The organism is Ruegeria sp. SCP11 (assembly GCF_040329455.1).
Lineage (GTDB): Bacteria > Pseudomonadota > Alphaproteobacteria > Rhodobacterales > Rhodobacteraceae > Ruegeria > Ruegeria atlantica_E.
The window spans coordinates 409,697-421,451 of the sequence record NZ_JBDZYG010000001.1; the positions used below are offsets into that span (position 1 = coordinate 409,697).

General features: G+C 57.1%; 12 protein-coding genes. 1 reads left to right on the forward strand and 11 read right to left on the reverse strand.

Annotation, left to right across the window (positions count from 1 at the left end; genetic code table 11):
- Nucleotide 1: 1 nt before the first annotated feature.
- The 10 genes from ABLN94_RS02115 to alr form a co-directional block, all read right to left on the reverse strand.
- On the reverse strand, nt 2–250 hold the full coding sequence (locus ABLN94_RS02115; protein WP_352988654.1) for a hypothetical protein: 249 nt from the start codon (nt 248–250) through the stop codon (nt 2–4).
- A 261-nt stretch (nt 251–511) separates the two neighbouring features.
- Entirely contained in the window at nt 512–2,035 is a 1,524-nt protein-coding gene (gene purF / locus ABLN94_RS02120; RefSeq protein ID WP_352988656.1) for an amidophosphoribosyltransferase, read from the reverse strand.
- A gap of 622 nt (nt 2,036–2,657) precedes the next feature.
- On the reverse strand, nt 2,658–3,266 hold the full coding sequence (locus ABLN94_RS02125) for a CvpA family protein (protein ID WP_352988658.1): 609 nt from the start codon (nt 3,264–3,266) through the stop codon (nt 2,658–2,660).
- Nucleotides 3,267–3,307: 41 nt separating this feature from the next.
- Nucleotides 3,308–4,669, reverse strand: a complete 1,362-nt coding sequence (gene radA, locus ABLN94_RS02130; protein WP_170489698.1) for a DNA repair protein RadA — start codon at nt 4,667–4,669, stop codon at nt 3,308–3,310.
- Nucleotides 4,670–4,789: 120 nt separating this feature from the next.
- Nucleotides 4,790–5,575: a DNA repair protein gene (locus tag ABLN94_RS02135; protein ID WP_352988660.1), complete on the reverse strand. Its 786-nt coding sequence runs from the start codon at nt 5,573–5,575 to the stop codon at nt 4,790–4,792.
- A 148-nt stretch (nt 5,576–5,723) separates the two neighbouring features.
- A complete protein-coding gene (locus tag ABLN94_RS02140) occupies nt 5,724–6,176 on the reverse strand; it encodes a paraquat-inducible protein A (protein WP_352988662.1) in 453 nt (150 codons plus the stop codon).
- Nucleotides 6,173–6,832 carry a hypothetical protein gene (locus tag ABLN94_RS02145; protein WP_352988664.1) on the reverse strand — a complete coding sequence of 220 codons (660 nt, stop codon included), beginning with the start codon at nt 6,830–6,832 and terminating at the stop codon, nt 6,173–6,175. Before ABLN94_RS02145 ends, ABLN94_RS02140 begins: the two co-directional genes overlap by 4 nt.
- A 14-nt stretch (nt 6,833–6,846) precedes the next feature.
- Nucleotides 6,847–7,593, reverse strand: coding sequence for an ABC transporter ATP-binding protein (locus tag ABLN94_RS02150; protein ID WP_352988666.1), 747 nt, complete (start codon nt 7,591–7,593; stop codon nt 6,847–6,849).
- Nucleotides 7,590–8,372 (reverse strand): MlaE family ABC transporter permease, encoded by a 783-nt coding sequence (locus ABLN94_RS02155; RefSeq protein WP_170489187.1) that lies wholly within the window; start codon nt 8,370–8,372, stop codon nt 7,590–7,592. The genes ABLN94_RS02150 and ABLN94_RS02155 overlap by 4 nt, the downstream gene beginning before the upstream one ends.
- On the reverse strand, nt 8,369–9,403 hold the full coding sequence (alr, locus tag ABLN94_RS02160) for an alanine racemase (protein ID WP_352988668.1): 1,035 nt from the start codon (nt 9,401–9,403) through the stop codon (nt 8,369–8,371). The genes ABLN94_RS02155 and alr overlap by 4 nt, the downstream gene beginning before the upstream one ends.
- A gap of 216 nt (nt 9,404–9,619) precedes the next feature.
- On the opposite strand from alr, the gene ABLN94_RS02165 reads away from it, so the two are divergent.
- On the forward strand, nt 9,620–10,159 hold the full coding sequence (locus ABLN94_RS02165; protein ID WP_352988670.1) for a GNAT family N-acetyltransferase: 540 nt from the start codon (nt 9,620–9,622) through the stop codon (nt 10,157–10,159).
- A 1-nt stretch (nt 10,160) separates the two neighbouring features.
- Here the strand turns inward: ABLN94_RS02165 and ABLN94_RS02170 are convergent, their stop codons facing one another.
- Complete coding sequence (locus ABLN94_RS02170; RefSeq protein WP_352988672.1) at nt 10,161–11,651, reverse strand: replicative DNA helicase; 1,491 nt, start codon at nt 11,649–11,651, stop codon at nt 10,161–10,163.
- Nucleotides 11,652–11,755: the final 104 nt, after the last annotated feature.

An 11,755-nucleotide genomic window follows, 5' to 3' on the forward strand; every position in this document is an offset into this window, starting at 1 on the left:
ATTAGCTGCCGGGGATAGTGATCCGCTTGGTCCGGCCGCTTTGTCGCAGCATGACGCCTTCGTCATCAATGGCAACCACGGTTCCAGATGACACCCGACTGCCCAATTCGACCTCTTTCACACGGCCTGAAGATAGGCGCATCAACGCGCGCATTTCCGATTTCGGACCGAAAACCCCAAGAACGGAAATAGTGCTTTTGTTCAGCGCGCCCTTTTGAGTGGCCGCGCTTTTGACGGTTGCGTTCGACATGAATACCGATCCGGCCGCAGCGACCCGACCCCTTTTGTGAGTGGCTGGCCGGGAGGTATCAAAGCGGCATCCCAAGGAAAAGCCTGACCCGTCACCAGAGATCACACAGCGCCTTCTGATCCGACGAAGCCCTTGCGATTACATTTCCTTCATCGAAGGGTTGTGGGCGGAAACACACTCATGCGGCTGGAAAGCACGCAAAAAAAGGCCCGCATCGCTATCCCAACGCGAGCCACAATCAGGTTTGATTCGGTATTAGCACTATCCCGACGCCAGTTTCGCGCCGTTCCACGATCCGCCGGGCACCTGCATATCCTGTTTCTTTTTGCTCACCCGACTGCTGTTTTCCAGACTATCCAGGTAGTCGTCGCTGACGCTGCCGGTGATGTAGTTGCCGTCAAAACAGGAACAATCAAAGGCCTCGATATCGGGGTTACCTTCCTTGGCGGACCAGATCAGATCGTCGAGGTTTTGATAGAACAGGGCGTCCGCCCCCAGTTCCTGCCGGATCTCTTCAATCTCTTTGCCGTTGGCGATCAGTTCATGCTTGGTGGGCATGTCGATGCCGTAGACATTGGGGAATTTGACCGGCGGTGAGGCGCTGGCAATGTATACTTTCTTAGCCCCGGCCTCGCGACACATCTGCACGATCTTCTTGATCGTATTGCCGCGCACGATCGAGTCGTCGATCAACAGTACGTTGTGGTCTTTGAATTCCAGAGGAACGGCGTTCAGCTTGCGACGAACGGATTTCTGCCGCTCTTCCTGACCGGGCATGATGAAGGTTCGGCCGACATAGCGGTTTTTGACCAGACCCTCGCGGTAAGGGATGCCGGTCGCCTTGGCGACTTCAAGCGCCACGGGGCGGGCGCTGTCGGGTACGGGTATGATGCGGTCAATATCTAGACCGGCGGCCTCGATCTGGCGGGCCAGCGTCTGGCCCATGCGCATCTGGGTTTTGTAGACCGAGACACCGTCCAACAACGAATCCGGACGGGCCAGGTAGACATATTCAAAGATACAGGGCGTCAGTTGCCCTTCGACCGCCTGGAACGTGTGCATGTTGCCGTCCAGATCGATAAGGATCGCTTCGCCGGGTTTGACGTCGCGCAGTTTGTCAAAACCGTTGATGCCAAAGGCCACATCCTCCGAAGCAAAGGCATAGTCGTCACCTTCGCCATCCACCTCGCGCTTGGCGACGGACAGCGGGCGAATGCCATAGGGGTCGCGGAAGGCCAGCATTCCGACACCGGCAACCAGACAGATCACCGAATAGGCGCCCTGAACCCGCTCCATCGTCATCTTCACACCGGCAAAGAGGTTGCGGATGGGCTCGGCATTGCCATTCACTTTGATCGCATCGGCGACCTTGTCGGCCAGCACGTTCAGTAGAATTTCGGAGTCCGAGGTGGTGCGCAAATGGCGGCTGTATTTGGCTGTTACCTTCTCGCGTTGCTCCGCGGTGTTGGTGATGTTGCCGTTGTGGACAAGATAGATGCCGTAAGGCGCGTTCACAAAAAATGGCTGCGCCTCAGCTGCGCTGAGCGAGCCGGCGGTAGGATAACGCACATGTCCCATGCCGATCTTGCCCAAAAGGGTCTTGGCGTCCTGTGCATTAAACACATCTTTGACCAGCCCATTGGCCTTTTTCTCACGAAAGAACTCACCGTTATAAGTGACGATGCCCGAGGCGTCCTGACCCCGGTGCTGCAACATCAGCAGCCCGTCATAGATTTCCGCAAAGACATCATGCGTCCTGCTTGCGATCCCCAAAATCCCACACATGTACGGGCTCCAATTTCTATGACGTTTTGATTAGTTGCGATGTTCCGAACTTCTGCATGGCAGAACCATAGCGCACATTTGCCAAACCAGTTGGTGATGCAGACGCGCCATCGTCCCGAGGGCGAGCGCGAAGGAAAACAGGTACAGCAAGATCGGCGGCTCCGATTCCATGTCAGTTCGGCCTCCACATAATGCCTAATACCGCCTGTGTCATCAAAGGATCACATTTGTGTATTCAAGCAAGTGGATTTTGCTGATCACAGTTTCAAAAGGTGACATGTGCGTGAGCTTGTGCTGTCATTGTGAGGGTATTGGGGTTTTACCTTTTCAGAGTGAAGAGTGGAACTGAGCAATGTGGGAACACAAGCAGGGAAAAAAGAAAGAAGATCCGGTAAAGCGCCGGTGCCATCGCTGCCGTGGGATGGGCAGGTCGCCATGTCCGATTTGTAATGGCGCAGGAGAGGTGATCAAAAGCCGCGATATCCTCGGCAAGCCCATTGTGGGCCGCTGTGAGGGGTGCTTTGGCCTGAAAAACATCAGATGCACGGTTTGTGGCGGAGAAGGTTTTTTAACTGAATATATTTAGCAGGTAGAAAAAAGCCCGGTTTGAACCGGGCTTTTATTATTCCGTGGTGGTCGTTTCTGCCGGTTCTTCCGTCGGAGCCGAACTTCCGGAACCTTCGGTGCAACTGGCGACTAGTTCCTCGTATTGTTGAGTTACCCAACCCAAAGCCTGTTCGGGGTTCTGTTCCTCGATCTTATCGCTGAACTGCTCGAACACCTTGGCCGAGCGGCTTTCATCCACCATGGTGTAGGACTGACCGGTCATGACCGTGTCGTAGACAAAGAAGGCGATAGCAACCAACAGAATACCGCGTGCGATCCCAAAGAAGAAACCAAGGGCTTGGTCCAGCCCCCCAATGGCCGAACGCTGTACGATCGACGAGAACAACGGTGTGAAAATGCTGACCACGATCAGCGCAATCGCGAACACGGCCGCAAAGCCGGTGATCACAGACAACTCACAGCTGTCGCGCAGGAAATCTCCGACCACCGGAATCTCTTTCACCAGTGGAACCGCTTGAGGCGCAAAGATGAAGGCCAGAATGGCAGCTGCAACCCAGCCTGCAATGGCCAGAATCTCGCGCAAAAAGCCTCGCGAATAGGCCAATAGGCCCGACACGACGATGATCAGGGCAACCACCCCGTCGATTAATGTAAAACCTTCCATGGCCCTCGCCTGTAATTTTATCTGCCCCTCAAGGCGTTACCTTAACCTGCTCCGAAGGTTTCGCCAACAAACCCCACTAAATCAGAGGGTCGGGTGAGTGACAGACCTGCCACAGTACCGGTTTTGCCGCCCGCCGGAGCGATTGCCGATGTGAAACCAAGTTTTTGGGCTTCTTTCAACCTGTTTTCTGTCTGCGGGGCCGGTCTAAGTGCCCCGGACAACGAGATTTCTCCGAAAACCACGGTGTCGGCTGGCAGAGCGGTGTCTTCACGTGCACTGAGCAACGCGGCGGCGACGGCAAGGTCGGCTGCGGGTTCGCTCACCTTTAGCCCGCCGGCTACGTTCAGGTAGACATCGAGCCCCGCGAAGGGGATGCCACAGCGAGCTTCGAGAACGGCGAGGATCATGGCAAGCCGACCGCTATCCCATCCGACGACGGTGCGGCGAGGTTGGGAGTGGGGCGAAGGGGCCACAAGTGCTTGCAATTCCACCAAAACTGGACGCGTTCCCTCGATCCCGGCGAACACGGCTGATCCGGGGCTGGGGGTCCCACGTTCCGACAAGAACAGGGCCGACGGGTTGGTGACCTGCGCCAGACCTTTACCAGTCATCTCGAACACGCCGATCTCATCCGCGGGGCCAAAGCGGTTTTTGACGGCGCGCAGGATGCGGAACTGGTGGCCGCGTTCGCCTTCGAAATAGAGCACGGTATCGACCATATGTTCGACGACGCGAGGGCCTGCAATTTGGCCTTCCTTGGTAACGTGTCCGACCATGACGATTGACACACCGTGTCGTTTCGCAAACGTGGTCAATTCATGCGCTGCGGCCCGGACTTGTGATACCGAACCGGGTGCGCTGTCCACATTGTCGGCCCACATGGTCTGGATTGAGTCGATAATCGCCAGACCGGGCTTTTCGGCTTCCAGCGTTGTCAGGATGTTGCGCAAGTTTGTCTCGGCTGCCAATTGAACCGGCGCATCCTCAAGCCCCAAGCGGCGCGCGCGCATGCGAACCTGCGCGCTGGCCTCCTCGCCTGAGACATAGATGGTCTTGACGCCCGCGCGGGAAAATCGCGCGGCTGCCTGTAGTAGAAGAGTGGATTTGCCAATGCCGGGGTCGCCACCCACCAGTAGGGCCGAGGCGGGGACAAGGCCGCCGCCCAACACGCGGTCCAGTTCCTCAACCCCGCAAAGCGTACGGGGCGGAGGTGTTTCCTCGGTGGATAAGTCCGTGAGGGCGATGGACTGACCGCGCTTACCACCCAAGGATTTCTTCGCGGGGCCAGCTGAAAGGGGAACGTCCTGCGTGATCGTGTTCCATTCACCGCATGCGTCACAGCGCCCGGACCAGCGCGAATGGGATGCGCCACAGGCCGAGCAGGAGAAAGTCGTCTTTGCCATGTGGCCTTGGTGCCCGAGGATGGGCGGTTCTTCAAGCCCTTGCAGGGCTTTCATCACCGCCGGGGGCGCGCCGCGTCCTCAGGCCCGGTGGGCCATCGCCCGTGGCGGGCACTGGCGCGCCTATTCCGCCGCGCGGGGCGGCGGCGACATTGCAACTACGCTGGACGTTTTAGCCACATTGTCTTTGGGGGGTGATTGCAGCTGTGCCGAGAGTTCGGGCAGCAATTCAAACAGTTCATCCCGCAGACGGCTAAGCTGGGATTTGGCGATAGACTCTTCAAGCTCTACATCCCGCGTCCATTGGCGTAGTTCACTCTGGATCACTTGAGCCTCTTCAAGCCGTTTCTGGAACAGCTCAATCTCTTCCTGACGCTGTTGCAAAAAGGTTCGCGCTCGGCTCACTCGGGCGTCGCCATAGGTCTCGGCAAGTTCCTGGCTGATCTGGCTCATCTGTGCGGCCAGTTCGAGTATCTCCGGCTCCAGTGACTGCAGATTTGGATGCTGGCGCAGGAAGGCCATGCGTTCCTTCACCCCGTCAAATTCGGACGACATCATGAACAGCCCTCCGCGGTCGGCGGCATGAGCCATATGATAGGCCTCGGCGATATCGTGCATAGTTAGGGTGAACTTGCGATGGTTATTTTCCAGCGCCATCATTCGCGCATTTGCAGGCAGATAGAACGCCAGCATCAGAATCAAGGCGGTCAGGCCGATCTGGATAAACATGCCGGCGTCTACGACTGTGCCATCGCCGAATCCGGCCTGCATTGAGAGCCAGGGCAATACACCTAGTGCGGATAAAATCGTGGTCGAAACGGCGATCAGCGCCGATGCACATATCAGGAAAAAGGTCAGTCTTAAAAAGGCATTCTGAAATTGCAATGTCATTGTATGGAGGGTTGTCATGATCGACGAACTCCTTCTAGAACCGGTACACACCAGGCCCAAGCGGGAGCATCCAAAACACACAGATTGATCCGCTAAGGACCCGAAAACTACAAATTGTCACTGCTCGAAATATAAAGATGATACTCAGATGAGTGTTTTCAATCAATTACATCTGATTATTTCGTGATCTGCGTGACATCTCGGTAATATAGCCCAGTGCGATCGAGGCCAAAATACAGGCCGTGAACAGGTACAGGCCCCATGCGGTTTCGATGGTCGCGTAGGAAATTCCCTTGGCCAGCGTGATGTAGAGCGCGATCAGGAAGATGTCGGCCATGGCCAGTTTGCCGAGGATGTTCAGCGCGGGTTGGACGCGGGCGTCCAGCAGATCCCATTGGACCAGAGCGGTGCCGATGGTTTTGATGTAAGGGGCAAACAGGGCGAAGATGGTGACGATCAGTGCCAGGAAGACGTCGGACTTCCACAGGGATTGCAGGCCGGTGATGACGCTGATCTCGGATAGGCCGAAGATCGGCAGGAGACCCGCGCGCATCAGGGGGGCGAACCACGCGATGGGGTAGAGGATCAGAAGGGAGAGGGTGGCGAGGCGGAGGGTCATCCCTCTGAATTTTCTTCAGGGGCTGGAAGCTGTTTTACTTCCTCTGGAGCCGGGATCTGATCGTATTCTTTTGAATTGGATCTCGCGATCTGCGCAACTTCTTTCATTCGGTCCGTTAGCGGTTTAATATCTTTTCCAAATTTGCCCAGCGTTTCTCCAACGTCTGATACGCCCGCCCTGACCACATCCAACATGCCCTTGGGTTGTTCAACTTGTGCTTCAATTCCCGCTATCCGATTGAGAAGGCGACGCTTGTGTGGTTGATCAAAATCCGTTGTTGCCAAGACAATTTTCCGCATCTGACTGCACAGGTCCAAGACTCTCGCTTTATCCTCGGCTCCTAGTGAAAAAGTTGGCACTAACTCGTCAGAGAAGTCTTCTAGATTTTTGGCTTCAGTTAGTCCGAAATTATCGGACACAGTTAAGATTTTTGACAAACGCTTGGCCAAAATCACTCGCTTCTCATAAGCAAGAGGTGTGTCTCCGCCGGGAAAATCCTGGTCGGAATTCTTCACAAGATCTACAAATCTTGCAGGAAGTTGGGCTTCGCTTGCTTTGGTTAGCATAACTAGCTCGTCGAAGTCAGCTTGGTCATAACCTTGGGCGAAATTGAAACTTCGAACCAGGTCTTTAACTCTATCAATCAAATCAGTCATTTTAATCCCTAATTCTACCGCACCGCCTCAATCGGCCCCTCAGCACTCCCACTGATGAACTGCTCGACATACGGATCACCCGACGCATCCATCTGGCTGACCGGGCCGGTCCATTGGATGACGCCTCCGTGCAGCATGGCGACGTTGTCGGCAATCGCGCGGACGGAGCTCATGTCGTGGGTGATGGTCATCGCGGTGGCGCCCATCTCGGTCACGATTTCACGGATCAGGTCGTTGATGACGCCGGACATGATCGGATCAAGGCCGGTGGTGGGCTCGTCGAAGAAAATGATCTCAGGCTCGGCGGCAATGGCGCGGGCAAGGCCCACGCGTTTTTGCATGCCGCCTGACAGTTCGGACGGAAACCGGTCGGCCACGTCGGATTTCAGACCCACGCGGCGCAGTTTCTCGATGGCGATCTCGCGGGCGTATTCCGGTGGGCGTTTCAGTGGGCCGCGCAGCAGGCGGAAGGACACGTTCTGCCAGACCGGTAGCGAGTCAAACAGCGCAGCACCCTGAAATAGCATGCCGAAGCGGGCCAGAAACTTATCCCGGTCGCCCTTGGTAGCATCTTTGCCATCGACGTAGATCATTCCGCTGTCGGGTTTGATCAGGCCGAGGATACATTTCAGCGCCACGGATTTTCCGGTGCCCGACCCGCCGATGATGACCATCGAAGTGCCCTTGGGGATCTCAAGGTTCATGCCTTGCAGAACCTGATTGTCACCAAATGCCTTTTGTACATTCTCCATTCGGATCATAGCGAGAAGAACACCCCCGTCAGAATGAAGTTGGCGGCCAGAATCATGATGGCGGCAGATTCGACCGAGGATTTGGTGGCGCGGCCCACACCCTGTGCGCCGCGGCCCGAGTCCATGCCGTAGTAGCAGCCCATGATCGCAGCGATCAGACCGAAAGCGGCCCCTTTGACAAGCGACGAGACGATGTCGCGGGCTTCAAGGAAATTAACCGTGTTCGACAGGTAGTTTGCCGGATTGAAGCCCAGATTCTGGGTCGCGACCACATAGCCGCCCGCGATGCCGATGATGTCTCCGATCCCGACCAGAAGAGGCACGGTGATCAGGGCAGCCAGCACGCGCGGAGCGGTCAGGTATTTCATCGGATGGGTGGACAGGGTGACCAGCGCGTCGATCTGCTCAGTCACTTTCATAGTGGCGATCTCGGCTGCAATCGACGAGGTCACACGCGCGGCGATCATCAGACCGACCAGCACGGGGCCAAGCTCGCGCACCATGCCGATGGCGACGATCTGGGGCACAACGGCCTCGGCATTGAAACGCGCGCCGCCGGCGTAGATCTGCAGCGCCAGCGCGCCGCCGGTGAAGATGGCGGTCAGGCCGACAACCGGCAAAGACAGCCAGCCGATATTCATCAGCGCCACGGCAAATTCACGCGGGTAATAGGGTGGGCGGAAAATGTGCGAAATCGCATCCACCGAGAACAGAGCGACTTTGCCGAAGGTGGCGAACAGCGCCAGAACCGCACGGCCCAGCCCGCCCAGCAGATGCAAAGGATTCATTCCACGTAGCCCCGCGAGTAACGCGCGCCAAGCGATGTGAGAATTTCGTACCCGATAGTGCCTGCTGCCTCGGCCAGGTCATCGATGGTTTGGTGTCCATTCAGGATGCGCAGACGCTCAGGGTCTTGCGGCAGGTCGGTCACGTCGACGGTAATCAGGTCCATTGAGATGCGTCCGACTACGGGGCAGGGTTTCCCACCTGCAAACACGTCGATGCCGCCACCGATGGCCCGATGCAGGCCATCTGCATACCCGGCGGGAACCGTCGCGATGCGCGACGGGCGTCGCGCGATCCAACTGTTGCCGTAGCCGACGGATTCTCCGACTTTGACTTCGCGGACCTGGATAACGGGCAGGTCAACTGTCACCACAGGTTTCGCATCGGCAAAGGGCATGCCGCCATAGAGGCCAACGCCGGGGCGGCAGAAGTCAAAGTGGAATTCCGGTCCCAGCAGCGTGCCGCCGGTTGCAGCCAGAGACCGTGGGGCGGTGGTACCGTCTGTGATCTCGCGGAAGGTTTTCAGCTGCTGCAGGTTCATCGGGTGATCAGGTTCATCCGAGCAGGCCAGATGCGACATGATGACGGCCGGGTTCAGTGCTTCGGCTTTCGGGCGCAACTCGGCCCAGTCAGCGGGTTCCAACCCCAAACGATTCATGCCGCTGTCCAGTTGAATGCCGAAGGAGTGATCCGGCAGCGCCTGTTGATGACGCAGAAATTGCTCCGGCGAGTTAATTAGAGGCGTCAGGGTATGATCACGTAAAAGATCGGTGTCGCCCTCCATATGACCCGAGAACACACCGATCATCGGGCCAGGGCCAACAGCCTCGCGCACAGCGACGCCTTCCTCAGCAACGGCAACAAAAAACTTGCGGACGCCTTCCTCGGCCAGGGTCGCAGAAACCGGACCGGCCCCAAGACCATAGGCGTCGGCTTTGACCACGGCGCCGGTCTCGACATCCGTTTTTGCGTTGAGCGCCCGCCAGTTGCTGGCAAGCGCCTGAAGGTTGATCGTCAAACGTGCGGTACTCATGGTGCTGTTCATGACATTGGATCGCGGCAGGTCAAGGGGGTAGGCGCCAATTCTTGCCGATATCGTGGCGTTCCTGCGCAGGTTCTGGCCTTTCTTCCAAAGCCTTGGCAAAAAAAGGCCTTTTGGGAACGAGCCCAGGTCTCGCCATTGTGTTTTTGCTGTGATCAACTGAAAGTTCTGAAGTGGGATCGTAGATCTACCTGAAGGAGGCGAACATTGCTGAACTTGACCGCAGATTTCAAAGCGCGATCAACTGAATTGCCCGGATTGTTTCGGGATGTCTTCGCTGCCTCTGAGGGTGAAGATGAGGGCAGTACGGTTGGCACTTTGGTCCAAGATCTATTGAAAACGACACCCGATGACGATTTGCAGGGCGTTTTGGCACTGGACGGGAGTGCGCTGGCGGGCTGTGTTCTGTTCTCGCGCCTGAGCTATGATCAGGACCCGCGTCAGGTGTTTCTGATGTCTCCGGTAGCCGTGCGTACGGACCGGCAGAAATCGGGCATTGGTCAAAAACTGATCGGTTTTGGGTTGGATGAGCTACGTCTGCAAGGGATAGATTTTGCAGTGACCTACGGTGATCCGGCTTACTATGAAAAGACCGGATTCCAGCAGATCACCGAGACCTTCGCGCAGCCGCCCATGCCGTTGAGTATGCCGCATGGATGGCTGGGCCAATCTTTGACAGGAGCGGAGACTCCGATTGAGGGTCCGTCACACTGCGTCAACGCATTCAATAAGCCCGCGCTTTGGTAGATCAGTAACCCTCGATCTGGCCGTCTTGTTGCCAGGGTTTGACCAGATTCCCAAAGCGGGTGAACTGTGCCTCGAATGAGAGTTCGACAGTGCCGATGGGGCCGTGACGTTGCTTGCCGACGATGACCTCGGCCTTGCCGTGCAGGCGCTCCATCGCCTGCTTCCACTCTTCCATCTTTTCCAGCTCGTGGTCGCCGGGTTTTTCGCGTTCCTTGTAGTACTCCTCGCGGAACACGAACATAACCACGTCGGCGTCCTGCTCGATCGAGCCCGATTCACGCAGGTCGGAGAGCTGCGGGCGTTTGTCGTCTCGGCTTTCCACCTGACGGCTGAGCTGAGACAGGGCGATGACGGGGATGTTCAATTCCTTGGCGATGGCTTTCATGCCCATCGAAATCTCGGCGATTTCGTTCACCCGATTATCGGCCATACCGCGGCACAGTTGCAGATAGTCGATCACCAGCAGGTCCAACCCGTGGGTCCGCTTCAACCGCCGTGCGCGGGCGGCGAGCTGCGAAATGGGCAAGGCCGGGGTGTCGTCAATGAAAAGCGGGCAAGCCTCAAGGTCCTTGGCCGCATCGACGAAGCGGCGGAACTCGGCTTCGGTCATGTCACCCTGACGGATCTTGTGCGAGGAAATCTCGGAGGCTTCGGCCAGAACCCGGCCAGCCAGCTGTTCGGCGCTCATCTCCAATGAGAAGAATCCAACCACGCCGCCATCAATCGCACCCTCGGAACCGTCCGGTTTGGTACCACGCTTATATGCCTTGGCCACGTTGAACGCCACGTTGGTCGCCAATGAGGTTTTCCCCATTGACGGGCGCCCGGCCAGAATGATCAGGTCGGATGGGTGCAAACCACCCAATTGCTTGTCCAAGTCGGCCAGACCGGTGGAAATACCTGCCATGCCGCCACCACGCTGATATGCTTCGTTGGTGACGTTGACGGCTTCTGTGACCGCCTTGAGGAAGGATTGAAATCCCTGTTCGGTCTGGCCCTGCTCGGAAAGCTGATAGAGTTGCTGCTCGGCCTCGACGATTTGTTCTTTGGGTTCGCTGGATACATCGACCCGCGCTGCTTTGTCCGAGATATCGCGACCCAGCCGGATCAACTCGCGCCGGATGGCGAGGTCATAGATCATCTGGGCGTAATCATGGACGGCAAAGGCACTGATCGAGGCACCTGCCAGTTTGACCAGATAGGCGGGGCCGCCCAGTTCCTTCAGGCCTTCATCTTCAGCCATGAAGGATTTCAGTGTCACGGGCGAAGCCAACGCATTCTTTGCGATGCGATTGGCTGCCACCTCGTAAATCCGGGCGTGGACCGGGTCATAGAAATGCTCGGCCCCGATGATCGAGGCCACCCGATCATAGAGGTCGTTATTGGTCAGGATCGCGCCCAGAAGCTGCTGCTCTGCCTCAATGGAATGCGGCATGGTTTCGGCATTCTGAATCTGTGCCGCTGCCTGCTCGATGCTGCTTATCTCGTTCATTGCTGCTCTCACCATCCCTTAAGGCACAGTCCATAACCGAGCCCCGTGAGTCGGGGCAAATTGTATGTTTCTGGGGATAGACTGTGCATATCTCCGGGCCCCAT

Excerpts from the sequence above, each read along its gene's own strand:
- ABLN94_RS02115 (WP_352988654.1), bottom strand. The coding sequence starts at position 250 with ATGTCGAACGCAACCGTCAAAAGCGCGGCCACTCAAAAGGGCGCGCTG.
- purF (WP_352988656.1), bottom strand. The coding sequence starts at position 2,035 with ATGTGTGGGATTTTGGGGATCGCAAGCAGGACGCATGATGTCTTTGCG.
- ABLN94_RS02125 (WP_352988658.1), bottom strand. The coding sequence starts at position 3,266 with ATGGAAGGTTTTACATTAATCGACGGGGTGGTTGCCCTGATCATCGTC.
- radA (WP_170489698.1), bottom strand. The coding sequence starts at position 4,669 with ATGGCAAAGACGACTTTCTCCTGCTCGGCCTGTGGCGCATCCCATTCG.
- ABLN94_RS02135 (WP_352988660.1), bottom strand. The coding sequence starts at position 5,575 with ATGACAACCCTCCATACAATGACATTGCAATTTCAGAATGCCTTTTTA.
- ABLN94_RS02140 (WP_352988662.1), bottom strand. The coding sequence starts at position 6,176 with ATGACCCTCCGCCTCGCCACCCTCTCCCTTCTGATCCTCTACCCCATC.
- ABLN94_RS02145 (WP_352988664.1), bottom strand. The coding sequence starts at position 6,832 with ATGACTGATTTGATTGATAGAGTTAAAGACCTGGTTCGAAGTTTCAAT.
- ABLN94_RS02150 (WP_352988666.1), bottom strand. The coding sequence starts at position 7,593 with ATGATCCGAATGGAGAATGTACAAAAGGCATTTGGTGACAATCAGGTT.
- ABLN94_RS02155 (WP_170489187.1), bottom strand. The coding sequence starts at position 8,372 with ATGAATCCTTTGCATCTGCTGGGCGGGCTGGGCCGTGCGGTTCTGGCG.
- alr (WP_352988668.1), bottom strand. The coding sequence starts at position 9,403 with ATGAGTACCGCACGTTTGACGATCAACCTTCAGGCGCTTGCCAGCAAC.
- ABLN94_RS02170 (WP_352988672.1), bottom strand. The coding sequence starts at position 11,651 with ATGAACGAGATAAGCAGCATCGAGCAGGCAGCGGCACAGATTCAGAAT.